At 47.2% G+C, this 24,566-nt stretch carries 21 protein-coding genes; 6 read left to right on the forward strand and 15 right to left on the reverse strand.

Annotated elements, in window-relative coordinates:
• Positions 1 to 10 precede the first annotated feature (10 nt).
• Genes EA58_RS14570 through EA58_RS14580 form a run of 3 tightly spaced genes read right to left on the reverse strand, consistent with a single transcriptional unit; the run spans position 11 to position 3,324 of the window.
• Complete coding sequence (locus EA58_RS14570; protein WP_036754313.1) at positions 11 to 1,054, reverse strand: FemAB family XrtA/PEP-CTERM system-associated protein; 1,044 nt, start codon at positions 1,052 to 1,054, stop codon at positions 11 to 13.
• On the reverse strand, positions 987 to 1,922 hold the full coding sequence (locus EA58_RS14575) for an XrtA system polysaccharide deacetylase (RefSeq protein ID WP_200872186.1): 936 nt from the start codon (positions 1,920 to 1,922) through the stop codon (positions 987 to 989). The genes EA58_RS14570 and EA58_RS14575 overlap by 68 nt, the downstream gene beginning before the upstream one ends.
• Before the next feature lies 1 nt (position 1,923).
• On the reverse strand, positions 1,924 to 3,324 hold the full coding sequence (locus EA58_RS14580; protein ID WP_036754316.1) for a TIGR03013 family XrtA/PEP-CTERM system glycosyltransferase: 1,401 nt from the start codon (positions 3,322 to 3,324) through the stop codon (positions 1,924 to 1,926).
• Between the two features lie 210 nt (positions 3,325 to 3,534).
• On the opposite strand from EA58_RS14580, the gene EA58_RS14585 reads away from it, so the two are divergent.
• From EA58_RS14585 to EA58_RS14605, 5 genes are read left to right on the forward strand one after another with little or no spacing between them, the layout of a single operon-like run.
• On the forward strand, positions 3,535 to 4,182 hold the full coding sequence (locus tag EA58_RS14585; RefSeq protein WP_051642124.1) for an XrtA/PEP-CTERM system exopolysaccharide export protein: 648 nt from the start codon (positions 3,535 to 3,537) through the stop codon (positions 4,180 to 4,182).
• A gap of 11 nt (positions 4,183 to 4,193) precedes the next feature.
• A complete protein-coding gene (locus EA58_RS14590; protein WP_036754318.1) occupies positions 4,194 to 5,747 on the forward strand; it encodes an XrtA system polysaccharide chain length determinant in 1,554 nt (517 codons plus the stop codon).
• Complete coding sequence (locus tag EA58_RS14595; protein WP_036754320.1) at positions 5,744 to 6,667, forward strand: XrtA-associated tyrosine autokinase; 924 nt, start codon at positions 5,744 to 5,746, stop codon at positions 6,665 to 6,667. The genes EA58_RS14590 and EA58_RS14595 overlap by 4 nt, the downstream gene beginning before the upstream one ends.
• Positions 6,642 to 8,096, forward strand: a complete 1,455-nt coding sequence (locus tag EA58_RS14600; protein ID WP_161781062.1) for a TIGR03016 family PEP-CTERM system-associated outer membrane protein — start codon at positions 6,642 to 6,644, stop codon at positions 8,094 to 8,096. The genes EA58_RS14595 and EA58_RS14600 overlap by 26 nt, the downstream gene beginning before the upstream one ends.
• Positions 8,097 to 8,098: 2 nt before the next feature.
• Positions 8,099 to 9,268: an XrtA/PEP-CTERM system-associated ATPase gene (locus tag EA58_RS14605; protein WP_081819690.1), complete on the forward strand. Its 1,170-nt coding sequence runs from the start codon at positions 8,099 to 8,101 to the stop codon at positions 9,266 to 9,268.
• 395 nt (positions 9,269 to 9,663) lie between these two features.
• On the opposite strand, the gene prsR is transcribed toward EA58_RS14605, so the two are convergent.
• The gene (gene prsR / locus EA58_RS14610; protein ID WP_036754323.1) at positions 9,664 to 11,010 is read right to left on the reverse strand and encodes a PEP-CTERM-box response regulator transcription factor; all 1,347 of its coding nucleotides are present in this window, start codon (positions 11,008 to 11,010) and stop codon (positions 9,664 to 9,666) included.
• A gap of 11 nt (positions 11,011 to 11,021) precedes the next feature.
• Entirely contained in the window at positions 11,022 to 13,106 is a 2,085-nt protein-coding gene (gene prsK, locus EA58_RS14615; RefSeq protein ID WP_036754325.1) for an XrtA/PEP-CTERM system histidine kinase PrsK, read from the reverse strand.
• Between the two features lie 590 nt (positions 13,107 to 13,696).
• Between prsK and EA58_RS14625 the strand changes: the two genes are divergently transcribed.
• Entirely contained in the window at positions 13,697 to 15,481 is a 1,785-nt protein-coding gene (locus EA58_RS14625; protein ID WP_036754331.1) for a lysophospholipid acyltransferase family protein, read from the forward strand.
• A gap of 10 nt (positions 15,482 to 15,491) precedes the next feature.
• Here the strand turns inward: EA58_RS14625 and EA58_RS14630 are convergent, their stop codons facing one another.
• The 10 genes from EA58_RS14630 to EA58_RS14670 form a co-directional block, all read right to left on the reverse strand.
• The gene (locus EA58_RS14630; protein ID WP_036754468.1) at positions 15,492 to 15,932 is read right to left on the reverse strand and encodes an META domain-containing protein; all 441 of its coding nucleotides are present in this window, start codon (positions 15,930 to 15,932) and stop codon (positions 15,492 to 15,494) included.
• Positions 15,933 to 15,983: 51 nt separating this feature from the next.
• Positions 15,984 to 16,295, reverse strand: a complete 312-nt coding sequence (locus tag EA58_RS21400; RefSeq protein WP_081819691.1) for a cysteine-rich CWC family protein — start codon at positions 16,293 to 16,295, stop codon at positions 15,984 to 15,986.
• An 88-nt stretch (positions 16,296 to 16,383) separates the two neighbouring features.
• Entirely contained in the window at positions 16,384 to 18,498 is a 2,115-nt protein-coding gene (gene ovoA / locus EA58_RS14635) for a 5-histidylcysteine sulfoxide synthase (protein WP_036754334.1), read from the reverse strand.
• A gap of 247 nt (positions 18,499 to 18,745) precedes the next feature.
• On the reverse strand, positions 18,746 to 19,057 hold the full coding sequence (locus tag EA58_RS14640) for a hypothetical protein (RefSeq protein WP_036754337.1): 312 nt from the start codon (positions 19,055 to 19,057) through the stop codon (positions 18,746 to 18,748).
• Positions 19,058 to 19,419: 362 nt separating this feature from the next.
• Entirely contained in the window at positions 19,420 to 19,962 is a 543-nt protein-coding gene (locus tag EA58_RS14645) for a GNAT family N-acetyltransferase (protein WP_036754340.1), read from the reverse strand.
• A 145-nt stretch (positions 19,963 to 20,107) separates the two neighbouring features.
• A complete protein-coding gene (locus tag EA58_RS14650) occupies positions 20,108 to 20,932 on the reverse strand; it encodes a sterol desaturase family protein (protein WP_036754342.1) in 825 nt (274 codons plus the stop codon).
• On the reverse strand, positions 20,920 to 21,363 hold the full coding sequence (locus tag EA58_RS14655; RefSeq protein WP_036754345.1) for an SRPBCC family protein: 444 nt from the start codon (positions 21,361 to 21,363) through the stop codon (positions 20,920 to 20,922). The genes EA58_RS14650 and EA58_RS14655 overlap by 13 nt, the downstream gene beginning before the upstream one ends.
• Positions 21,364 to 22,303: 940 nt before the next feature.
• Positions 22,304 to 22,867, reverse strand: a complete 564-nt coding sequence (locus EA58_RS14660; protein WP_235199620.1) for a hypothetical protein — start codon at positions 22,865 to 22,867, stop codon at positions 22,304 to 22,306.
• A 165-nt stretch (positions 22,868 to 23,032) separates the two neighbouring features.
• Positions 23,033 to 23,905: an NAD(P)-dependent oxidoreductase gene (locus EA58_RS14665; protein WP_036754348.1), complete on the reverse strand. Its 873-nt coding sequence runs from the start codon at positions 23,903 to 23,905 to the stop codon at positions 23,033 to 23,035.
• 246 nt (positions 23,906 to 24,151) lie between these two features.
• The gene (locus tag EA58_RS14670; protein ID WP_036754351.1) at positions 24,152 to 24,451 is read right to left on the reverse strand and encodes a DUF406 family protein; all 300 of its coding nucleotides are present in this window, start codon (positions 24,449 to 24,451) and stop codon (positions 24,152 to 24,154) included.
• Between the last annotated feature and the right edge of the window lie 115 nt (positions 24,452 to 24,566).

A 24,566-nucleotide genomic window follows, 5' to 3' on the forward strand; every position in this document is an offset into this window, starting at 1 on the left:
ATCGCTCCGATCAGCCCAGATATTTAGAAAGCATTGGCCCGATGTGTTTGCTCAGCCCCAAAGGCAGTTGCTGCCAGGCTCGAATGAAATAGCGATACTTGGGGTTGTTGGGCGAAAGGCTTGGTGGTCTTTTGGCGTTCACAAGTGCAATGCGGTAATGCAATGGCTGCTCTTCCATCCCCCAGTGTTTTTTGTAGTGATAGGCGCCGGAGTCGATTTTACTGCGGCCAAAGTCGAATAAATCAGCCCCGCGTTGTTTTGCCAGCAGCATGAGCTGGTAGTACATAAAGTCGTTGCTTTTCAGGTCACGGGCTGCTGGTGTTCCGCCGCCGTAATAAGGCAGCACCTGATTTTTATAATAAAAACTCAGGACACCGGAAACCGGTTCGCCACTGACATCCCGGACGACCAGTGTTTCACAGCTTTTGCCGAAGGTCTGTTTCAGCTTCTGAAACAGATGGGGGTGAAAGACCGGGGTGCCCAGATTCCTCACACTTTCGGCATACAGCTCAAAACAAAGATCAGGGTTGTCTTCCGCTTCCCAGCTCAGATTGTTTTTCTGAGCATGACGAATGACCGCACGTTGCTTTCGTTTGATACCGGAAAGAATGTCATCGGCTGTTTCTGCCAGTCTGTTTTTGAAAGTGACATGATGGCAATGTCTGATCCAGGGGGCATCGCAGGATTGTTCCAGGCTGTCGCGCAGTTCGATGTAATCCACCTGAAGCTGACAACCTAACTCCAAAGCCGCCGCTTCCAGCTGATGTCTGATCGCATCATGGTCTGCAATCACACCGCCATAAACGCAGAAAGGAGTCGAGATTAATGCGTGCCCAAACAGCACACTTTTTTGTTCGAACAATGGCAATACACCCACCACTTGGCTCTGTCGTTCAGCCAGCAGGTAATGGGGTTGATGACCAAAAACATCATTGATCACATCCAGCCAGCCTGACAGATGGAAAAAACTGCCTTGTTGATGTGTATTAACGTACTGATCCCAGAGTGTGTAATCTTTCCGGGTCAGTTTGCGAATCGTCAGGTCCTGTTTCATAGTCATACTCATTCAATTGATAGGCCTGGCTCATCGTGCTCCATTGGAAGTCTTCCAGTAGACTGTGGAGCCGTGCTGCCATGTGTTCAAGGTTCAGATAATGTCGGAAACGGGATTTAAAAGGCGCCTGTGAAATCCGGGGTTGCCCGGTGTCGATTTCCCAGGGATGAAAATAAAAACAAAAAGGCTGGTCGTATCGTTCAGTAAAGCGCCGGATGAGGCGTTTGCTGAATGCATAAGGATACAGACGAAAATAGCCGCCACCACCGATGGGAATATTGGTCCCCAGGGCTTGGAAGGTGGGGATCGGTATTTCCACCAGCCCTTCTTTGCGCAGGTGGATAAACCGTGGCCAGTCTGGGCAGCCATAATGATCATGCCTGACCGGGTAAGTGCTGCTGCTGAAGGTAAAACCCAGCGCCTGAAGAATATCAAAGGCCCAAAGGTTACTTGGGCCAATCGAGAAACTGGGTGCACGATAACCATGGACATATTTGCCGGAAATGTCTTCAATCAGATGCTTACCCCGGCTGACATCCTGAAAGAATGCATTTCGTGTTTGCTGGTTGGCTTTGACGTGGGCATAGCCATGGCAGGCAAGTTCATGACCTTGTGCAGCGATGGTTCTGATCAGAGAAGGGCAGGCATTGGCGACCCAACCTAAGACAAAGAAAGTCGCTTTGACATTATGTTGCGCAAAAATGTCTAATACTTGCCTTGTGCTGTAATCGACACGCAAGGGGTAACTTTTCCCCCAGTCTTCACGACGAATAACCGATGAAAATGCGGAAACGTGAAAATAATCTTCGACATCAACCGTCATCGCATTTAATTTCGTAGGAAAGTTTATGGCGTTTGAAATTTTCATATTAACGCCCCTTTCCAAATAGAACGATTTCAGAGGTTCTGATGAGAATTAATATATCTAATATCAGGCTTCTGTGTTTAATGTAATAAAGATCAAACTTCAGTTTTTCAATGGCATCTTCAATCCCTTCACCATAAGGATATTTTAATTGTGCCCACCCGGTAAGACCGGGTTTTACAAATAAACGATGGTTGTAGTAAGGAATCGATTGTTCGAACTGGGTTGTGAAATATGGCCTTTCAGGACGTGGTCCAACAAAATTCATATCCCCTTTCAGGACGTTGATGAGCTGCGGCAGTTCGTCGAGCCTGTATTTTCGGATGAATTGCCCGACTCGTGTGATACGGGGATCTGCGCGGCTGGCCATTTGTACGCCCATTTTTTCCGCGTCTGTACGCATACTTCTGAATTTATAGATGGCGAAAGACTTGCCCTTCAGGCCAGTACGTTCCTGCGAGTAAAGCACAGGTGCGTTGAAACCGTCTTCCCATTTAATCATGAGGATAACCGCGATTAACATAGGCCAGGTCGCCAGCAGAATGAATAAAGCGATTGCGCAGTTAAACAGCCAGTACAGGCGCTGTCCGACACGGTTTCGTGTTGACAGCGCGTTAAAGATCACCCAGGAGGGATGGATGTGGTCGACAGCAACCTGCCCTGACTCTCTTTCTATAAAATCAATAATCTCAATAATTTGAATGCCCTGCATTTTGCACCAGGACAAACTGTCTATGGGGAGGTTTCCCCGGCGTTCATCTGCTGCGATGATAATTTCTTTGATGTTGTTTTGCTGAACAATGGCTTCCAGAGACTCATTGGATGTGAAGATGGGCGAAACATTGGATGTTTCCTGGTTGTCACCGGGCATTGGAATATAGCCAATGATATCAATTCGAACGCGGTCGGACTGTCGTCGCATACAGCGATTTATCAGGCTGGCGCGTTCTCCGGCTCCCAACACCAGAACCTTCAGCCTGCCAAGCATTTGATAGCGAGAACGAATGGCAATATAACGCACGAGAACCAGCGCAACGAGTGCCGTCGTGTACATCCACTCTCTGCTGAATCCTTCCGGAAAAGACATTGGCGTAATCAGATACAGGCTGGTCGACAACATATACGCCAAACTAATGGCGACTAATATTCTGGCGGCAATGCCACTATAAGATTCTCTGATTTTTTCATTATAAAGTCCGACTGATAGCAGCGTTAGTTGTAAGGGAAGTGTAAAATAAATGAGATGAACGACATTGATTACATCCCAGACATACAGATCCCCCGAAGGATCGGGGGTGTTTGTCGTGAGCTGAACGCACCAGAATATGCCGAAAAGCACGAATATGTCTGAAAAAATGAGTACAGCGTTACTTAAATTCAAATCATGAAATTTTGCGTGTGTCATATTCACCTTATCCCAGGTGTAATTAATTTATTTATCACCGCTTCTGTAATGAGTATCGACAAGCATAAAAAATCTGCAAAATAAAAAAATCATATATAGTTAAATTAGTTCAATGAGGCATTTGCCAGCAGTCATTGCAACTTAGTTGAACCCTTCAAGCCTTGAAAAAGGCATGTAAGACACGGACTTAAATGCAGGATGGATGCTGTTATGACAAGAAGCGGTCACCTATTGAAGACGACCAGTTTGACGGTTGCAACACTGATGGTGCTTCTGGCTGGTTGTTCGTCGAACTCGTTGCCACCTTTACCGACGGCAACGCCTCAACCTTCTCTGACAAAAAATATCAATCAATACAAGTACCTGATCGGTCCCGGCGATACCCTGAATATTTTTGTGTGGGGGAATCCCGAGATTTCAGGCGCTTATATAGTCCGGCCGGATGGCATGCTGACGACGTCTCTGGTGGAGGATGTCCCGGCATCGGGACGAACGCCAACGGAATTGGCCAGCAGCTTAGAAGCTCGTTTGGCTGAGTATGTACGAGATCCGATTGTCAGTGTCATTGTGAATGGCTTTGTCGGACCTTACAGCGAACAGGTGAGGGTGATTGGCGAAGCACAGCAACCCATGGCGATCAACTACCGGGAAAACATGACACTGCTGGATGTGATGGTGGCTGTTGGCGGACTGACAGATTTTGCTGATGGGAATGATGCCCGTTTGATTCGCGTTATCGGTGGCCAGCAAAAAGCCTATGCCTTGCAGTTGGGCGATCTGCTGAGAAGTGGTGATATCGCGAGTAATGTCGACATTTTGCCCGGAGATATCATCATTATTCCTGAAGCCTGGTTCTAATTGGAGGTTTTATGCAGGAGCAATTTCAGAACCTGATTGAGTACTTGCATGGGGTGTGGGTACGGCGGCGTTGGATCATTATCGCCAGTTGGATCCTTTGTCCGCTGGGCTGGGTCATTGTAACGCTCTGGCCCAATCAGTACACGGTGGAAGCCAGGGTTTATGCAGATACCCGTTCGATCCTTCAGCCGTTGTTAAAAGGTCTGGCGATTCCGAATGACTCCAATCAAGAGCTGAACCTGATGGTGAAAACGCTGCTCAGCCGTAAGAACCTGGAGACCATTGCCCGCTATACAGATGCTGATCTGAAAGCGACAAATAATGAAGAGTATGAGGAAATTCTCACCGAGCTGAAAGAGACGATTGAGATCAAATCGGCTGGTCGGGAAAACCTTTTCACGATCAGTTACAGCGGGACAGACCCGGTGTTCGTAAAAAATGTTGTGCAGTCTGCACTGGATGTTTTTGTTGAGAATACATTGGGGAAAAACCGCCAGGACACGGATAAAGCGAATGAGTTCATCAATCGCCAACTTTCCGACTACGAACGGCGTCTTGCTGAAGCGGAAAGTAAGTTAGCTGAATTCAAGCGAAAGCATGCCGGGTATCTGCCGAGTTCGGAGCAGGGATTTCAGCGTCAGCTTGATGTGCTGAACCGTGATATTGAAAGCACGCAACTGCAATTACAGGAGCGGCAAACGCAGTTGGAGACTGCTAAAAGTAAGCTGCGAGAAGAGATGATCACAGCAGCCAGAAATCAGGGAGAACAACCGACGGAGTTTGATGACAGGCTGGAATATCTGCAAACAAGACTGGATAACCTGTTGTTTCGGTTCACCGATAAGCATCCGGATGTGAAAGAAACTAAACGCCAGATTGAGGAATTAGAACAGCAGAAAAAAGCATCGTTGTCGCTTTCCAGCGGTGATAACAGTGAGTTCAGAAATACGGAACTGTTCCAGAACTTAAAACTCCTGATTAGTCAGCTTGAAAACGAGGTTGCGTCTTTACAGGTGCGTGAAAAGGCACAGTTAGAAAAAGCAACTTATCTTCAGGAAAAATTAGTGCAAATGCCTGAAGTGGAAGCGCAACTGACGGGGCTGACCCGAAGTTATGACATCACGAAGAATAAGTATGAGGAGCTCTTGTCCCGTCGGGAATCTGCGCTGATTTCTCAGAAAGTGGGGGCCGCTTCAGATGACATTACCTTCAGAGTGGTTGACCCGCCCCGCGCGCCAATTAAGCCATCCGGTCCGATTCGTCCCCTCTTGTTGGCCATGGTCCTGGTTGCTGGCTTAGGGACAGGTATTGGACTCGCGTTTTTTGTCAGCCAGCTTTATCCGGCGGCAACCTCTGCAAGACAGCTGTATCAGATGACAGGTCTGCCAGTACTTGGAGGGGTCTCACCGACCAGCCAATCTGGCATCATGGCTGCCGTGCGAAAGGATAACTGGCGGTTTGTCTGGGTGAGTACCGCATTAGTGGTGTGTTTTTTGGGTTTCTTGGCGCTAAACCTTGATACCTCTATTCATGCGCGGATTATGCAGGAGATGGGGTGGTTATGAGTATTATTCAAAAAGCGATGAAGCAAAAAACAGCTCAGGCGAAGCAGGAACAATCTCAGTATCAGCAACCTGAGCAGGGGGGAGATCCGGGATTGACGCATGTGGACCCGATGCTTCACGCTGGCGCTCAGCCGGTGATCGCGGATGGCTTTCCATCCGCGTGGCATCCGCCAGCGACGATCGAGATCGATGTGAATCGTCTGAAACGGATGGGGATGGTCTCTCATACCAATGAGCTGGCGAATGCAACAATTACCAATGAATTCAGGCTGATTAAACAAAAGCTGTTTCACAATGCTTTCAGCAGCGGGGCGCAGTTTCATCAGCGGGTGAATTTGGTGATGGTAACAAGCGCCGCTTACCAGGAGGGTAAAACCTTCACCGCGGTGAATCTGGCGCTCAGTATGGCCTCGGAAAAAGATAAAACCGTGTTGCTGGTGGATACCGATGTCCTTAAACCTGGCGTCAGTCATATGCTGGGCATCGAGTCTCGGGTAGGACTCATTGATTATCTTCAGGGAAAAGTGAGCCATCTGTCGGAAATTATCTATCCGACGTCGATCCCGAATTTGCGGATCATTCCAGCGGGGAAACCACACCACCTCAGTAACGAGCTGCTTGCCAGTAACAAAATGGAACGGGTCATGAATGAGCTGGCTCACCGGTATCCGGATCGAATGGTGATCTTTGATTGCCCGCCGGTGCTGGGTGTGGTGGAAACTATCACCTTGTCTAAATTGCTGGGACAGGCAGTGTTTGTCGTGCAACAGGACAAAACGCGTCTGGATGACGTAGATGTCGCAGTGTCACAACTGAATAAGGATATGGCAATCGGTTTTGTGATGAACAAAGCCGTGCGCAATGTATATGGTCAATACAGACATGGATATGACTATGGCACGACAGAGGATCAATCCTAGTATTTATTTGCTGGGAAGCCTCTCACTGATAGGGCATTCCAGCCAGGCGGCGAATGTAGAGTTAACGCCTTATGTGGGGACAGAACTCACCTTTACGGATAATGTAAACAGGACAAAGAGCGATAAACAGAGCAGTTTGATCACCGCGCTGGAAGCTGGTGTTGGTGCCACAGTGCAAGGGAGCCGGGGATACATTGGGCTCGATTATGATCTGAGTTATCTCTATTACGACAATGCAGATCGCAGTGATAAGTTTTATCAGTCGCTTGATTTTTATGCATTTAAGGGGCTGGGCAGAAGTGGGTTTCAGGTTGATGCCAGCGCTTCGATTGAGAATATTGCCACCGATATTGCCACTGATGCGAATGCTGATGTGATCAGTGGCGATACGATTGAGAGTAATCAAGCTGAGGTCGGGCTGAGTTATCGGACGAATCCGCTCAGTACCATGGATTTGCGTTCCAGAGTGTATACCCGGGTCATCGATAACGAAGATGAGATAGGCAACTATACCGGGTGGGGTGGCAATGTAACTTATGCGAATGGCCGGGCTGTGAAAGATGCTTTCTGGCTGTTGAGTGTAAGTTATGACTTCAGGGATGGAAAAGATGACGGGGCATCGACAGAATTATCTCGGATCAGTGAGATATTAGGATTACAGACGATTGGTGGATTTGCCCCTTTTTTACGTCTGAATTACGAGAATTATAATGGCGTGACCGACTCGCCTGAGAATGAAATCTTTAACTGGGGTGTGGGGACACGCTATTTCTGGGACCGTTATTCTTATCTTGATGTGAGCTATAACTTCTCGGAAGACGACGTCAACAGTGATTTCTGGGCCGGGTCTCTGAACCTGAGCCCGAACGACAAAACAAGATTTTATGTTCAGTATGATAAACGCCTGAGAGGGGATGCGTATACCGTGGAAATACGGAACCGCTCCCGGCGCTGGACAAACACATTAACCTATGAAGAAACACCGGACAGCTACGAACGGGAGCGATTTGTGGAAGGCGGGCGCATTGATGAACTCTACCTGAGAAAAGAAGCTCGCTGGTTGTCCGAATTGGAATTACGCCGAACCCGATACAGCTTTTCGTTGTATCAGATTGATCGGGAAACACTCGAATCACTGTCTGATCTGACAGATGATGACTCTCGTGGGGTTGAGCTGGATGTGAATCACCGGTTATCCCGGGCATTGTCTGGACATATCGGCTATGGCTATGAGCGTTACGAGTTCACTTATGTCTCGGAAGGAAAAGACAGTGATGACTATCATACGTTCAGTCTGGATGCGACCTATGCGTTCAGGCCGGAGCTGGTCACGAAAACTGGGGTGAAGTATTACAACCGTTCCTCATCGAATTCTTTGAAAGATTACGATGAAACCCGACTATTTTTTGATGTGAGGGTGGAGTTTTAACTATGTATGAAGCGCACTTTGGATTTACGGATAAACCGTTCAAATTAAGTCCCGACCCACGCTTTTTCTTTGCCAGTCCTCATCATGAAAAAGCATTGTCTTATCTGCAATACGGCCTTTCTTTAGGGGAGGGTTTTATTGTGGTTTCCGGACCGGTCGGCACCGGGAAAACTATTTTAGTCCATCGGCTATTGTCTGGCATTGATGAGTCAATTGTGGCGGTGCAGATGTCGACAACCCGACTCTCACCTGATGAACTGGTGAAGCTGGTTGCATCAAAATTCGGTGTCGCCACAGAAGGTTTGTCGAAAGCTGATATTCTGAAACGGTTCGAGCAGTACTTGTACGGGCTACGACAGCAAGGTCGTCGGGCTGTTCTGCTGGTCGATGAGGCTCAAAACTTACCTGCGGAGAGTATTGAAGAGCTGAGAATGTTGTCGAACTTTCAGTTTAATGACAAACCTTTACTGCAAAGTTTCTTGCTGGGGCAGGAAGAGCTGAAAAGTATTATTCGTCTGCCTGAAATGGAACAGTTGAGACAGCGAATTATTGCATCCTGTAATTTACAGCCTTTTACGGCAGATCAGGTGAAAGAGTATATTTTACATCGGCTTAGCTGTGTTGGCTGGCGGGGGACACCTGCTCTGAGTGACGGCGTATTTGAAGCCATTACCCGATATACTCATGGCGTTCCGAGAAAAATTAATATTCTGGCTGATCGCATTTTTCTGTTTGCGTGTATGGAAGGGCTCAGCGCAATCAATACCGTGAATGTTGAAAAAGTGATTGCCGAAATGAGTCATGAATTGCCTGAAGAAACACCGCGGGAGGCATCCCGTGGTTTGGCAGAAGACAAAGCGCCCAGGTATGAATACTCAGCCCGGGAAGAATATGATAATTATCATGCGCAAGATCATCGTGAACCTCCTAAGTCGTCCAGTTCATCAAATGCATTCCAGGCACTCAATGAGATTGAAAAAGTGTTGAACAATGTGATTGAGCGTAAAATCGCGACGATCAGAAAACTGGACCAGTTGCTGATCATGAAGCGAAAAATGTTGCTGCAACAAGGGGAAGAAGGCATCGACGATGAATTGATTCTCAATGAAGATTATCCGCCCGGTTTACGTGAAAAATACTGGGTGAGGCAACTAATGAAATCATCAGAATAGCTTTTATCTGAATTGACAGGCCAGTGGCGTTCCACTGGCTTTTTTATTGGTTTATCGAGAGGGGATATCGGGACAGGCACTTTAACCAAGGGTTGTCAGTGTCTGTCCTGGTTCTGTTGGTTTTCTTCGGGGCTTTCTGGGACAGGCACTTTTGCACGTTGGGTTTGAGTGTGCCTGTCCTCATTTTGTGTCAGTGGGCTTGAAAGTGCCTGTCCCAGTTCTGCGGTTTCAGTTCAGGCTGCAATTGAAGCTTGTCGATAGACTCAATATCGCGGGAAAGAAAGACAGTTTCTCAGTTTGTAGGCAGTTTGTAGGGACAGACACACGTTGACGGTCGCAAGACTAGCGATGACTGTCCCGGTTCTGGTCCCCGGTTCTGGTCCCCGGTTCTGAGTTCACTCATTTTTCACCATATATTTGTCCATCAAGGAATAAAGCGTTGGGCGGGTGATCCCTAAGATGTTGGCGGTATTGGACATATTTCCGTTACTCAGGGACAGGGCTTTGGTGATGGCTTGCTTTTCGGCGGCTTCGCGAATCTGACGCAGATTCAAAGCGATGGGCTCTGCTTCATCTTCTGCGGGTTGAAGTGCCAGGTCGAGGGTGCTGATTAGTTTGTTATCTGACATGATCACTGCCGATTTCACTTTATTTTGAAGCTCCCGGATATTACCGGGCCAAGGATGTTGCAGCATGGCGCGAATGGCATCATCGGTGAAACCGGTGATTTTATGCTGGCTTTGCTGATTCGTCTGCTGCAGGAAATATCGGGCCAGTAAGAGGATATCCTGATCGCGTTCACGAAGGGGTGGGTTTTGAATCGTAATTTCACTGATGCGGTAGAAAAGGTCTTCCCGGAAAGTTTTCTCTAACATCATTTGTTCAAGATTCTGGTGTGTCGCGCAGATGATTTTGACATCAACCGGGATTTCCTGACGACCGCCGACACGCTCAACCACTTTTTCCTGCAGAAAGCGGAGAATCTTTGCCTGAAGCGGATAGGGCATATCGCCTATTTCATCCAGGAAGAGGGTGCCACCGTCGGCACATTCAATCTTGCCTGCTGTGGTTTTATGTGCGCCGGTAAAAGCTCCTTTTTCGAAACCGAAAAGCTCACTTTCCAGCAGGTGTTCGGGAATAGAGGCGCAGTTAATCGCGATAAAGGGTTTATTCGCTCTGGGGCCTTTCGCATGAATTGCCCGGGCAATCACTTCTTTTCCGGTGCCGCTTTCGCCAAGAATCAAGGTGGTAATTTCAGTGGGCGCGATACGTTCTATCATACGGCAGACATGCTGAACTTGCGGACTGTTGCCGATAAAGCCATTGGCTTCCAATGACGACTGGCGAAGCTGATTATTTTCCATTTCGATGTTGGCAACAACGAAAGCGCGATCGATGATCACGGCCAGTATGTCGTCATCAATTGGTTTTTGGTAAAAATCGTGGGCACCCAGTTCAATCGCTTTTAAGGCATTGGTTTTGTCGTCGTTCCCGGTAATGACAATCACTTTGGTATCGGGAGAAAGTGCCAGTATTTCCTGAAGCACGGCCAGTCCTTCAGAGGCATTGGCTTCATCCGGAGGCAAGCCAAGATCAAGCGTCACAACTTTGGGTTCATAGCGGCGTAAAGCGGTGATGGCAGAACGGCGATCTTGTGCCATCACCACTTCATATTGCGGGAAGCACCATTTCAGTTGCTTTTGAATGCCTGGATCATCTTCAATGACAAGTAACGTGTCCATCTTTTCATTCCTTACTGGCAAGTTTCACGGTTGCTGGCAGAATTAGATGAGGTGTTGAACGGCAGATGAATGGAGATTGTGGTGCCTTTGTCGGGTTCAGATGCCACATCAATATAACCGCCCAGCTGTTCAATCAGATTTTTTGCGTCATAGGCACCAATCCCCATGCCGGCATTGCCTTTCGTGGTGTCAAAAGGTTTAAACAATCGGTTCTCGATGAAATCACGGTTCATGCCGACACCGTTATCTGTAATCGTGATTTGGTAAAAATTTCCACAGTGGGCCGTTGAAAGATGAACATAGCCGGATTCATCCGTTGCTTCCTGTGCATTCTGAACCAAGTGAGACAGGATATTACTGAAACGCTCTCTGTCAGCAGTGAGCTGGTATGGCGCCGTGGCGCATTCAATGAAAAGGGGAGCTGGCGCCTTTACGGACCGGTGATCGCAGACCTGTCGGATGAGTTCATCCACATCGATGATCGCCACAGATTGAGTCTCCACCGACTGGGTTTCGACGCGTTTATTGTTCAACTGAGATAACACTTTCGTCAGCCTGTTGGCAGCGGAGTCGACGGTGTCAAAGGCATCATCAATGAAATCCGGGTTGTGTTTATGACGGGCCGCATTTTTTGTCAGGAGTTGCAGTTGCGCCAGGACATTTTTCAGATCATGAACCAGAAAGGCGGACATGCGGTTGAAGGTATCAAACTGCTGACTTTCTGCGAGTTTCTGGTTCGTTTCAAATACATTCAGATAAACAGAAAGCTGGCGGCTGATGGCGTTCATTAAATCTCTGTCTTCCCAGTTGACCTTCTCGGTCGATGTGGGCTTGGATAACAGACACACGCCTCGGGTGCCACTGCTGCTGGTCAGTGGGATGAGATAGGCCAGTTCCGATACACCGGCTAAAGCGGATGCATCGACTGGAAACGGTGCGGGTTCTTTTCCCTGTCTGGCCTGTTCAATGTCGAGTATCCATTGATGTTCGATAGCGGGCAGGGCGACGGTGGAAAGTAAAAGCGATATATCCGGGTGCTGGCAGTCGATTGACTGGCAGGCCCGTATTTTCAGTCTCGGTCCCTGGAGCGTGGCGAGAACGCCACGGTCACAGCCAAAGGGATGCAGCATGGCCTGTAAGGCGGTGTCGTACTGAGTGCCTTCCGTGTTTTCAAGCGCGGTGGCAAATTGCATCCATTCTTCACGGTATTCATATTTATTTGCGAAGAAGTGTTTAGTAATAAACACCATGATGTTTTTGCGAAATGTCTCAGACAGAAACAAACTCGCCAGCACCAGGCCGCTCAGGGCAAAAAAGAGGATCTGGACGGTATCGCCCCAGGTTTCTCCCATGGATTTGATGTAAAAACCGGCCAGCGACATGACCAGCAGATAGCCTGCTGCGACCAGCAATAAACTGCTGTGATAGATGATGTCGCGAGAGACATAGACTCGGCTTTGCCAGTGTTCAGCGCGCCTGGCGGTCAGCAAAATCAGGGGCAGGGCGATCAGCGTGATCCAGCCACGGCTCAGCCAGAAGCCAGGGGTCAGTACATTGGTCAGAAATGCATCAGCATAGAGGGCAAAATGATAGGCAAAAAACATCCCGAGTCCCAGGCAGAGCGGTTTGATCGCCCAGTGTTCCTCTCTGACTGTCCGGCGGTAGCGAAGTTCGACAAACCAAAGGCCAATAATGGACTGGCACAGGTGCAGGAAGAGAAAGTTTCGTTGTTCAAGTACTGGCCAGATAAAACGAACTGCTTCTGTCAATGCAACCATCAGTATCGCAAGACATAAAAAAGTCGGGGTTTTTTCAGCAAAGATCCGAGTGAAGTGATGGGTATCTGACAAACTACTGGTGACCAGCAGGCACCAGCCCAGACTGAGCAGACTTTCTGTGAACAGTACAGGGAGGATCGATAGCTGATAATGAACTTGAAGGTATGACGTCGTTGCCCAGACGGTGCCCAAGAGGCAGGTAATTTGCAGTAACCGTTTGGGTAAGCTTTTTGCTTTGGTGGTCAACAGCAGTAAGAAAACGAACAGAAAGCCTGCTGCGGCTGACAAATAGCCAATCGTGCCAAGCAAAGTATCCAATTGCCACTTCCTTTTTTGATGCCGGGATCATCCGTTGGGTTGAGATGTTCTTTGTTGCGCAGACCTAAGCCGCGCACTAGAACATTTTTGTGATCTCTATTGAGAGAATAGTTCAGAAAGTGTCAATTTGTTGGCAGGTGTTGTGAGCTGAATAACTTTGTAGCAGATGTGTGACAGATCGAATGTAGGGGAGCCTCTGGTTGATGGTTCAGCCAGTGGATTAATCCAGCCATTGTATTCTCACAATGTTCGGGCAGCCAGGTCAGGGCCAAGAGTAAAAACAGCAGTGGCACAAAATTCAGGACCAGGATCAGCATGATTTTTTTCACAGCAACTCATCCTCTTTTTTCCGGAGCCCTCCTTCCTTAGTGGAAAATTTCTTCTCTGATGATCACAAAGATAGTCTGCTCCCAGGTCAAATTTTGACTTAATGTTAAGAACGGTTGAATGAATTTGTCATCAGAACAGTAGCTTCGATTTGATTCATGAAACTGACGTATTTCTCTCATCATACTGCCGCACAACTGACACGGTTGAGTCACAAATCATTCTCATACTTGTCTCGAATACCTACTTCGGATGGAGATAGTATGGAAACCGCAAGTCCTTTTCGTTTGCCACGGAAAACCCCATTTGGGGTTGGTGAAAAACTGACTGAATGGGCAACTGGTTTGCACAGATTGAGTCGCTTTTATGCAGAACGTCCGGCCGGACAAGATACTGAGGCATTCCTTCGGTATACCCTGGATGTGCTTGGTATCGATTATCAGGTTGTCAAAGGCGGATGTCAGCATATTCCTGCACAGGGGGCAACGGTCGTTGTCGCGAACCATCCTCTGGGTTGTGCAGAAGGCGTGATTCTGGCGCAGATTCTGCGTCAGATTCGTCCGGATGTAAAAATTCTTGCCAATCATTATCTGAAAAATGTCCCTGAACTTGATGCACTGTTTATCGGTGTGGATGTTTTTGAGGGGCAAGGTGCTGTTCGTGCGAATGCCAGGGCTTTACGCGAAGCGAACCGACACCTATCGGCTGGTGGGTTGCTGCTGATGTTCCCGGCTGGTGAAGTGTCTGTCTACGACAGAAAATCCGGACAGCTGCGAGATAAAGTCTGGAGTAAATCGGTCAGTCGTTTGATCCACAAACATAAAGCGACAACCGTCCCCGTGTTTATTGGCGGGCGGAACAGTCGTCAGTTTTATATGGCTGGCAAAGTTCACCCGATGCTGCGTACCCTGATGCTGGGCCGCGAAATGCTGAATAAGCGAGCCACTCAGATCCCGATTGCGATTGGTGAAAGTATTCGTTACAGCGAAGTCAAAAATATTCAGGACGATCAACAACTGGTGAATTACCTGAAGTTCAACACCTACCTGTTGGGTAATCAGACCAATCGAAGCGTGTCGGGCTTCATCTCAATGAAGCCAACCGCCCGGGTAATACCAGAAGCAGAACCGATTGACCCCCCTGTAGCGGCTGCTTTGCTGGAAGCAGATATCGCGAACCTCGGAGAAGCCGAGCGGATGCTTAGCAGTGGTGAGTTTGACGTCTATTGTGCCAGAGCCGCCCAAATTCCATCGGTTTTGAAAGAACTCGGTCGTATCCGCGAAATTAACTTTCGAGCGGTCGGCGAGGGAACCGGAAAATCGACAGATTTGGATGGGTTTGATCAGAACTATCTTCATTTGTTTGTCTGGGACCGGCAGGCCAGAAAAATTGTGGGTGCGTATCGTTTAGGTCTGACCGATGAATTGATAGCTGCAAACGGCCTTGCAGGGCTTTACTCCCGGACGTTGTTCCGTTATGACGAACGCTTTATCGGGCAGTATGGTGCGTCGATTGAACTGGGACGTTCAGTGGTGGCAGAAGAATACCAACGCAGTTTGAGTGCACTCTTACTACTGTGGAAAGGGATTTCAGCCTTTGTGTGTCGCCATCCGAAATATACCCATCTGTTTGGGCCGGTCAGTATCAGTGATGAATATAGCCAGGAAGCCAGACAGTTAATGGCGACTTGTATGACAGTGCACCATTCGGATCAGGATAGTGCAAAGCTGGTGGCTCCGACTTATCCGCTGGCAAGCGATCAACGTGTCTTCTGGCAGCCGGATATGCTGACGGCGCTGGCAGATGTACAGCTGTTATCGCGGGTGATAGCCCGTATGGATACAGGGAAAAGTGTGCCGGTTTTGCTACGTCAGTATCTTGGCCTGAATGGCAAGCTGGTTTGTTTTAATGTGGATCCGGATTTCAATGATGCGCTGGACGGACTCATTGTGGTTGATTTAACCCGGGTTCCGGAAAAAACACTGGCAAAATACATGGATCCGGAAAAGGCATCTGCGTATCTGGCTTATCACGATGGGAAAGCATAATCTCTGAAGGCTAACCCGCAGGCGGCATGTGCAGTTCTTCTGGTACAAAAGTCAGCACATGTTGCTCTGTGGTGAGTGTGAGCGTATTACTTTCCAGGGCCGTGGTATTCCATTGTTGCAGGGAGCTGACAACAACGGATTCTATGGTTGCAATTTCATTCTGAATGCAGGCCATTTTGGTTGACACGAAAGCGGTGATGCGAAACTGGTTGCCATTTTTAAGTTCAGCCAGTCCCATAAATTGATTACAGCCGCTGAATCCGGTTGCTTTGAACTGACTGTCCAGACTCAGGCCGATCGGGGAACGACTTTCAGCCTGAGACAGATCTCTGCCATCAATCTTGGTGAGCACCCAATCTTGCTGCAAATCTTTGGCGGTAAATCCTGCTTTTGGGGGCTGGTCACAGCCCAGAAGGCTCAGCAAGACTGCAAATAGGAACCACTTTTTCATCTGAGCGTCACTCGCAAGCATAGAGTCGATGTCCCTATTAATAGTAGCAGTTTACGCCTGCAGAAGCGGTAGCCCAGAGAGGCAAGCGCGACAAACACATTGGCCTTTAGGCAGGCCACTGGTGTCACGTTTCGCCAGTTCGAAACACCAGCACTCCTGCTTGCCATCCTCAACACCGCAGTACGCGGGCTGTCCGCATAATATGCAGTCATGGGTCGTTTTCGTTCCCTGTATCTGAGCAATCGTCTGGGTGTGCGCTTCATCATTCATCAGTCGCCACTCACTAATTTCTTTCATGGTTCTCAGGCAGCCACGACAGATGCCTTCATGATTCTTACATTTTGCAACGCAAAGGGTTTTCACGTGTTTGACTCACTGCAGTGAAAAGCGGGCATTCTACCCCAGGCCCACATAAAAGTAATGGCCTGAGGTCGTCGCACAGTCAGTTCGGTCAGCGTTTACGCCAGATCGTCATCTCCGAGACGGTATGCTGGAACTTCCGTTTGGTTTCACGAATCACAAACGGAATTTCTTTCACTGCAATCAGTTCAAAGTAAGGGATAAGGGTTTCGGTTAAACCATCCAGGGTGGTGAAATTCTCCCCATTGACTTTGATCCCTCCCAGCCATTTGTCTTTGGGTGTGTATGCTTCAAGCCAGGTGTATGGTGAGGTTATCACGAGATAACCACCTTCCGTAATCCGGCCTGCGATGCTGGTCAGGAACGCTTTTGGATCGGCTAAGCGGTCCAGCAGATTTGAGGCGTAGATCAGATCATAGTTGCTGTACTGAGGCTTAAGGTTACAGGCATCACCTTGGCTGAAGTGAATTTTGTCTTTGAGATTCCGATACCCGAGGTCGTCGAGTGTGACACTCTTGAACTCCACCAGATCCCCTTCTGTGGGAATGGTGTAGCGCTTTTCTCCTTGTTCCAGCAGAGTATAGGCTTGCTGAATAAATCGGGCAGAAAAGTCGATACCGTCGACGTGATCAAATGTTTTCGCCAGCTCAAAACTGGCACGACCGACGGAACAGCCGATATCCAAAGCTCGATGTGTATGATGCAGAGAAATCTCTTGCAGACATTGTGAGACCCCATTCACGCAAAAATTCGTGACGTTGAAGTACGGGCTGCCGTAATGGAATTCCAGGTATTGTGCAATCAGCTCGTTGGTTTCGTAGATGTTCAGATGCGTCATACTGTCCGGATCCTGTTTTGAAACTACATAGCGAAAACCGGCATGCTGATAAAAGTGGCGACGAAAGGCATAGCGTGACTCCGGAATGGTTTCGTTGCCGGTTGAAATCCAGGATCCGCCTTTCATCAAATTATGCTTGCCATCAAAGGTCGGGGTTGAGAAGTCATCATATAAAGGATGAACTTTGAAGCCCTGAAAGCCATCAATGGCTGTTTCTGTCCATTGCCAGACATTGCCGATGATGTCGCATAACCCATTGTGTTCAAAGCGATCTACCGGACATGAAGAGGCGAAGTAAGCCAGTTCAGTATTGCCCGGCACTTCCTGCCAGTCTGGTGAAGCTGTATTTAAGTTGTTGCGGAGCAGATACCATTCGGCTTCAGTCGGCAAGCGGACAGGGAGTTGTTCTGTGTCTGCTTTCCAGTTACAAAACGCTTTGGCTTCTAATTGATTGACTTCAACGGGCCAATTGAGCGGGAGTGGAATTTCATGACATAGGTTACGTTGTAACAGAACCCCGTCTCGCTCTATCCAAAATCGGGGCATTTGTGCCTTTGTATATTGAAGCCAGGCAATCCCTTCTTCAGTCCAGTATCTTTCTTGCTGATAACCGCCATCTTTCACAAATGCCAGAAATTCCTGGTTAGAAACCAGGTATTTGCTGGTTTTGAAATCATCAACGTTGTATTGCTGCACACCATACTCATTATCCCAGCCATAGGTCTCTGCATCGTCTTGCTTTCCCAGGGTGATGGTGCGGCCAGATATGGCGACCAGCTGGTTTGTCGGCGCGTTTCCGGTTTCTTCACAAGGAGCCCATTGAGGGGAGGGCGTTAAGTCTGAAAGGGGAAGCTGGCGGATAATGACAGAGGTGGTTTCAAGGTGAATTCGTTCGTGTTCGATCCCCATCAGAATGACCCAGGCCGGATCATCTTCCTTGATGGGTAACGACAGTGGCATGGTGTCTATGAAGTGGTTCACAGTGGATTTCACTTGATCACGGTAACCACGGACTTCCTCAACACTTGGCCAATCGTAATGGGCATCGTTCAGGTCATCCCAGGACATTTCATCGACACCAATGGCGAACATAGATTCAAAATGAGCGTTTAATCGTGTGCTGATGTATTTCCCCAGCTTTAACTTATTGATATAAAAGACAGCTGTGTGGCCGAAGTAGAAAATTAAAGGGTGGCGAAGGGGTTCGGCTTTCTTGTAATAGGCTTGGTGATTGCTAATCAAAGAGAAAAGAGACTCATACACTTCCCATGTGTGGTTGAATGCGGCTTTTAATGCTTGCCGTTTGGCTTGTTCGGAGCTTCCGGTAAGTAACACACTTCTTGTTGCTGTTGTCGGAAATTGAACCATAGCTGCTTACTCTCCTGTCACAGTAAATCCTTTTCTGATGTGCTTGAACGTGCCCGTTTAGGTTCGCTGCACCAACTTTTCGGCTTTCACTGACGGTGCAACTTCAGCTCTCCAAGCACAAGCAAGCCCAAGTCGATGTCTTTTTTCTTGGGTTCTTGGGTTCTTGGGTCTTTAGGTTTTTGGTCTGAAGGCACAAACCAAAAGGCTCCCTTCTGGGAGCCTTTAGTCTAACCACAAATTATTAAGCTTAGTTTTTACGTGAACCAGTAAAAGCATAACGTGATGATTTTTTACCATCTTTTGTGGTTGCTTCAAACTTCACTGAACGAGAAGAGTTCAGTTGCAGTGGGATGAAGACTCGACCACGTTCATCGGTCGTATAGGTTTTGCGTTGTTGAGGGACGTTTGCAACAGACACTGATGCGTTCGCTGCTGGTTGGCCATTTTCAGTTACAGTAACCCAAGCACCATTGTTGGCATCGGTTACACGGATGTCAGCAAGGGCTGATGTAGACATAAGCAGTACAGCTGTTGCAGTGAGTACTTTAAAGCTAGTCATAATATTCACCTCATTTATCAGTGGCAAAGCCATTGATTAGGTTGCGCCTAAATTTCTTAGGGTTAATTGTTACAGGGCTCTCACAATTAGACCTACTTAGTACCAAGAAATTTCAATCCTGTGTTAAGTCTATCCCAGTTTGGGTGGCCACTTCCTGTATCCGCTTGGTTCGTATGTCTGCCCACTTATTACCCTAGTGAATATAGTGATTGATAACTTAATCATTGCTTAACCATCATCATTATTATAGTAACCCGCAAAATGAACGGATGATTATTTCATTTCAGGGTGTAAATGAAGTGAATAATTTTGTGGTATTTTTTTGAGAAATGGTAATTTCTTGCGATAAGAAAGCCTGAATATCAGGCTTCGACTAAGGATGGAGACATCGCTTCATAATAAGATAAATCTTCTGTGACCCGGTTGACCCGAATGGCATCTGGCTTCACGCAAACGAATGCTAGGCCAGCCTTTTCAAGCACTTTTCCTGGTTTTGGGTCCAGACGTCGGTGCTGAGCAAAGATTTTACAGAGCTTCAATTGCGTAAAACCAAAATGCACGATGCTCCGGGCAGCTTCGGTGCAATAACCCTGTTGCCAGAAAGGCACGCCGAGCCAGAAACCAAGCTGTGCTGTATTGTTTTGGATATGATGCAGGCCAATACTTCCGATGAGTTGTTCTGTGTCTTTTAGCGTGATTGCAAAAATCGCCAGAGTGCATTGATCCCAACCTGCCAGGGCTCGTCCAATCCACTGACCAGCCATACCAGAATCATAAGGGTAGGGCACATTCGTTGTGCCTAATGCAATTTCAGGGGCGCCTGCCATTTTTTGAATGCGTCCCGCATCTGCCAGTTGTAGCGGACGGAGTAACAAACGTTCTGTTGTTAAGCTCGGTTGCTTCATCTTTCACTCCCGATAACCGGATAGATAAAATAAAGCCTATATTAGATTTGTTTCATTTGGATTGAACTGAACCTGGATCAAAAATACGCGCATTGGGATCAGTGAAATGACAGAATATCCACTGATCCTCGTCTGCTGCAGGGGTTCAGTCCTGGCCGGGTGGGCCAAACAACCGATAAAAGCGAGACTTCACTGACTGTTCCGGTGCCATAGCGCGATGAAAGATGTGTTTCCAATGGTGGAAGGTGGCTGTGACAGGATGCCAGCCGGTGAAATCTTCTCGGATGCCGTATCGGATCACTGTGTCGTCGTTTTCCGGGACGAAAGTCCCAAACATTTTGTCCCAGATAATCAAGACGCCGGCGAAGTTTTTATCAATGTACTCCGGGTTACGGGCGTGGTGGACTCTGTGGTGCGACGGGGTGTTAAAAATCAGCTCCAGCCAGCCTAAGCGATGAATGACCCGGGTATGTACAAAGAACTGAAAGGCCAGGTTGATCGCGACAATCAGAACGACGGTTTCGGGAGGATAACCGATCAAAATTAAGGGCAGCCAGAAAAGCCACATGCCGGATATCGGATAGGTCAGGCTTTGTCGGAATGCTGTTGTGAAATTCATGTGCTGTGATGAATGATGCACAATGTGTGAAGCCCACAACCAATTAATGTGATGTGAAGCCCGATGAAACCAGTAGTAGCAAAAATCCTGAAGTATGAACGCGAGAGCCACAGTGCCGAAGGATAAGTGAAAATCAAATAGTCTGTATTGATAGAGCCAGAGAAAAAAGGGCATTAACAGCAGGGTGGCAATGACATCAGCAGTCTGGTGCAATCCCGCCAAAGTCAGGTTACAAACGACTTCTTTCCAGTGGTAATCCTGGCTCCCCTGAAGGCGGCGTAATCGTCGATATTCCCATACCATGACCAGGAAGAATAGGGGGCTGACGGCGAGTAAAATTAGCGCTTCCATGACGATTCACCATATCGTGCAACGTTGATGAGTGCTTTCTGTATGCTTTTTTTCAATAGCAGTTTGATGAGCCAGCCGGTTCCTTTCACTTTGGGTGAAAAACTAATACGGTACTGAATTCTACTGGTATCCGCATTCAGGCTTTGCACTTGGATCCAGCCGCCATGTTCTTGAACAGGACCACCATTTACGATTCTGTAATGCAAATGCTCGTTTTCTTTGTAGTCAATGACTTGTTCATCGAAAGTAAATGGGCCAGCTGAGACACGGCGTATGGCGCCAATCCCGTTGGGTTTGGGTTTTCCTGGTTTCACCAGGTGATAAGTCCCATCGAAGAAACGGCCAAGGTTTTGATGATCTGTTAATAACTCGAACAAGATTTTTTTTGGAGCCTGGGCAGATTGTTCCAGTAAGATAGTATGCACTGGCATGATCGATTCCTGTTAATTTGGTAACATTATGTTAACAGTGAATTTTATGATGTCAAATATGTCCAAAATGATAGTTTTCTTAATTTACAATGACTTACTCTGTTTTTCTCCATTGGTTCTTCAATTTAGATAAGATTTTATATGCAGTTCGTTGTGAACTGGTGTGTCTGATTTGTTTATTCTGTTAACGTATTGATTCACATTGCTTTGTAATTTGTATGATTTGCTGTTAAGTAAAATGTGAGCAAAAACTCACAAAAAAGGTCAAAAATACAGTTGAAAAAATTGCCCGTGGCTCTTATATTGATTTTGTTGATGTGGACTAGATGGTGATAACACTGAAAAAAACTTGGATAACCTGAGCCCCACGAAAGTTAATCAGCCCTGTATACAGCGTTTCCCAAAACGTTTTGAGAGGTTGGTTATCAAATCAGGAAATTCAGTAAGCAAGCCATCTCGCTTCATGATTATCTTACTTCCAGACCCTGAGTACTAAGGACACAACAGCGATCTGTTGGTGGTGTAGTTCAGGTTTGTTTTGGAATGAGTCACGTAAACGATATCCAAATGTCATTTTACTGTCATCGGTATTTGGATAAAGTGATACGGATTAGGTAGTAAAGCTTTGAATGAAATCTGGCTTTTTATCTATGTTTTATCGAGAGGTGAATTATGACAAATAGAAGCCGTAGACAATGGTTCTATTATCAATCGCAGTCTTCTAAGTCGAAACTAAGAAGTAGATAACGTGTTTCGCACGTAAGCGACCCAAAGAAAACGATCAGATTGATAATTGATTCCAACCATTGAAAGTAGCCAGAAACACCCATGAATTGTGTTTCTGGCTTAAGTGCTTTTAGAGCAATAGAATGTTCAAAAATTTTGAAAATTAGGTCTATAGGTAAGTGTTGTAGAGGCAAGGGTAAGTCGAATTCAGACGTTATTGGTATATTTCTCCCCCAACCATGATATTTTCCGGTATCGATTTTAATTGAATCCCACCTAAATAAATACTTCCTTTCACGGTAATACCCGCCGGAAGTTCTGTAATTTTGGTATGAGCAAGGTATAGGTTACCACCAACATGCAAATAGGGCGGTAATTGAGTGAGTGGCATACCAATCAGGCTTAAATCTCCAGGAACTCGCAAATTCGGGTTTAAATAGGTGAGTTTCGTGTGAGCCAGATTCAGATACCCACCAATTTCCAGTTTTCTGGGCAATGCTGTAATGTCGCTATAGGCAAGATCGAGATTACCGTCTACCCGGGTTGTTTTCGGTAAGATGCGTATATCACTGTTTTCCAGATCCAAATTCCCTTTGACATGTAGCGGGTCGGGTAAGCGGATGCGCTTGGAATGCCTTAACGACACATTGCCATAGCTGTCCGTGTAGTTCAGCAGTTTTAATTCAGAAACAAATTGGTTTGATGCTTGAGCCTGACAAAGAGACAGGCTGAGGGCAAACATGCTGAAATGACAGAGCTGGCGGAGTCTTTTCGACATACTTCTCATAGATAAGCTTATCTTTTGTTTTGATTACGTGGAATTGTAAACAGGAAATATAGAAAAGACAGCGCCATGAAACAAAATGGGAGTAGTATCACCGAAAGCTCATGGCGTGAAAAAACAATCCATTTACGCTGCATGGAATACAGCGCAACATTGAAATCATGAATCAAATTGCTTAATTAAGACGGATGTATCTGCCCGGTTCAAACCTTTTTGCTGTAGTTTTTCATATTCAGCATCAACTTGATGTGTTAACGGTAGTGAGACGTTTAATTTCTCAGCGGCTTCAAAACAAATCGCAAGATCTTTTCGCATCCAGTCAATGGCAAAACCGAAATCAAATTTATCTTCGGCCATTGTGATCGCTCGGTTTTCCATCTGCCAGGATCCCGCAGCACCATGCTTCAGAACGTCGGTCATTTTTTGAATATCCAGCCCGGCTGCTTTTGCCAGAGTGATGGCTTCTGAGAGTCCTTGCAGTACGCCAGCAATACAAATCTGGTTTGCCATTTTGGTGATTTGGCCAAAACCGATGCCGCCCATCAGAGTCGAAGCTTTTGCATAGGGTTGGAATACGGATTGGGCTTTGCTGAAATCATCTTCACTTCCGCCGACCATGATGGTCAGGCAACCATTGACAGCACCAGCTTCGCCACCTGACACAGGCGCATCCAGGAATGAAGCGGACACTTGATGAGCGGCTTCAGCGATTTCCTGAGCAATTTCGGCGGATGCAGTGGTGTGATCAATCAGTAAGGTACCAGGGCGGACAGCTGACAGGATACCTTGTTCTCCACAGTACACTTCGCGAACATCGTGATCATTGCCCACACAGGTTAAGACGACATCGGCATGCTGTGCGGCTTCAGCAGGTGTTAGGGCCATTTTCCCGTCATAGGTCTCAAGCCATTTTTCTGCCGTTGCTGTCGTGCGGTTAAAGACAACAACCTGAAATCCAGCTCTCGCTAAATGTCCGGCCATAGGAAAACCCATAGTGCCTAAGCCAATAAAGGCAATTGTTTTATTTGTCATGATTGTGCATCCTATTGCGTTTCTATCCGGCCGGCATGATATCACAACCCAACTGCGAAAGTGGGACTGTCATTCAGCGATGATGAGGGCAGGGAGGGTATTTTTGTCGAGCATCGCATCGTGGGCAGAAAACAGGATGGTTCTATCACACCCAGCGAAGTACAGCGCCAGAGGAAGGGAGAATTGTTCAGGCTGGTATGCACGATGCAGTACAACGAATGTGCTACATCGTGCAAAGGATCAGGGTTAACGTGTGTTCAGTGAGCGGGACTTCAGATCAAAGATGATTTTCTCTGCGCTACATTCAAATTGCAGGCGTGCAGTCATCTGCTTTCCGTCATGGCGATAAATTGTCTGATGTTGCATATTCTGGTTGACGCTTTTTGCCAGTGTCAGGAAAGGGGCAAATTCAGCTTCAATCGCAGCTTGATTCTCACCTTCAAAGGTGAGCTCTGAAACTTCATCACCTTCACGGATCAAAAAGCCAATTTCGGCAACGACACCACAGGCTTCACAGGGTTCTTCGGTTTGTTGCAGATTAGCCATAACATATCCTTCAATTCTTACGACAACTCAGTATGAGTGTATCTGCGGATGAAAAGATGCGCTATGGCAGTCAAAGAGAAAGGTTTGTCATAGATCAAGGTAAGCATAAAAAAGC

This window comes from Photobacterium galatheae (assembly GCF_000695255.1).
In the GTDB taxonomy this organism is placed as follows: domain Bacteria; phylum Pseudomonadota; class Gammaproteobacteria; order Enterobacterales; family Vibrionaceae; genus Photobacterium; species Photobacterium galatheae.

Coding starts and splice junctions, on each gene's coding strand:
- EA58_RS14585 (WP_051642124.1), top strand. CDS start 3,535: ATGACAAGAAGCGGTCACCTATTGAAGACGACCAGTTTGACGGTTGCA.
- EA58_RS14575 (WP_200872186.1), bottom strand. CDS start 1,922: ATGAAAATTTCAAACGCCATAAACTTTCCTACGAAATTAAATGCGATG.
- EA58_RS14590 (WP_036754318.1), top strand. CDS start 4,194: ATGCAGGAGCAATTTCAGAACCTGATTGAGTACTTGCATGGGGTGTGG.
- EA58_RS14595 (WP_036754320.1), top strand. CDS start 5,744: ATGAGTATTATTCAAAAAGCGATGAAGCAAAAAACAGCTCAGGCGAAG.
- prsR (WP_036754323.1), bottom strand. CDS start 11,010: ATGGACACGTTACTTGTCATTGAAGATGATCCAGGCATTCAAAAGCAA.
- EA58_RS14605 (WP_081819690.1), top strand. CDS start 8,099: ATGTATGAAGCGCACTTTGGATTTACGGATAAACCGTTCAAATTAAGT.
- EA58_RS14655 (WP_036754345.1), bottom strand. CDS start 21,363: ATGCCAGTGCATACTATCTTACTGGAACAATCTGCCCAGGCTCCAAAA.
- EA58_RS14665 (WP_036754348.1), bottom strand. CDS start 23,905: ATGACAAATAAAACAATTGCCTTTATTGGCTTAGGCACTATGGGTTTT.
- EA58_RS14600 (WP_161781062.1), top strand. CDS start 6,642: ATGGCACGACAGAGGATCAATCCTAGTATTTATTTGCTGGGAAGCCTC.
- EA58_RS14640 (WP_036754337.1), bottom strand. CDS start 19,057: ATGACTAGCTTTAAAGTACTCACTGCAACAGCTGTACTGCTTATGTCT.
- EA58_RS14630 (WP_036754468.1), bottom strand. CDS start 15,932: ATGAAAAAGTGGTTCCTATTTGCAGTCTTGCTGAGCCTTCTGGGCTGT.
- EA58_RS14670 (WP_036754351.1), bottom strand. CDS start 24,451: ATGGCTAATCTGCAACAAACCGAAGAACCCTGTGAAGCCTGTGGTGTC.
- EA58_RS14580 (WP_036754316.1), bottom strand. CDS start 3,324: ATGACACACGCAAAATTTCATGATTTGAATTTAAGTAACGCTGTACTC.
- EA58_RS14570 (WP_036754313.1), bottom strand. CDS start 1,054: ATGAAACAGGACCTGACGATTCGCAAACTGACCCGGAAAGATTACACA.
- EA58_RS14625 (WP_036754331.1), top strand. CDS start 13,697: ATGGAAACCGCAAGTCCTTTTCGTTTGCCACGGAAAACCCCATTTGGG.
- ovoA (WP_036754334.1), bottom strand. CDS start 18,498: ATGGTTCAATTTCCGACAACAGCAACAAGAAGTGTGTTACTTACCGGA.
- EA58_RS14650 (WP_036754342.1), bottom strand. CDS start 20,932: ATGGAAGCGCTAATTTTACTCGCCGTCAGCCCCCTATTCTTCCTGGTC.
- EA58_RS14645 (WP_036754340.1), bottom strand. CDS start 19,962: ATGAAGCAACCGAGCTTAACAACAGAACGTTTGTTACTCCGTCCGCTA.
- EA58_RS14660 (WP_235199620.1), bottom strand. CDS start 22,867: ATGTCGAAAAGACTCCGCCAGCTCTGTCATTTCAGCATGTTTGCCCTC.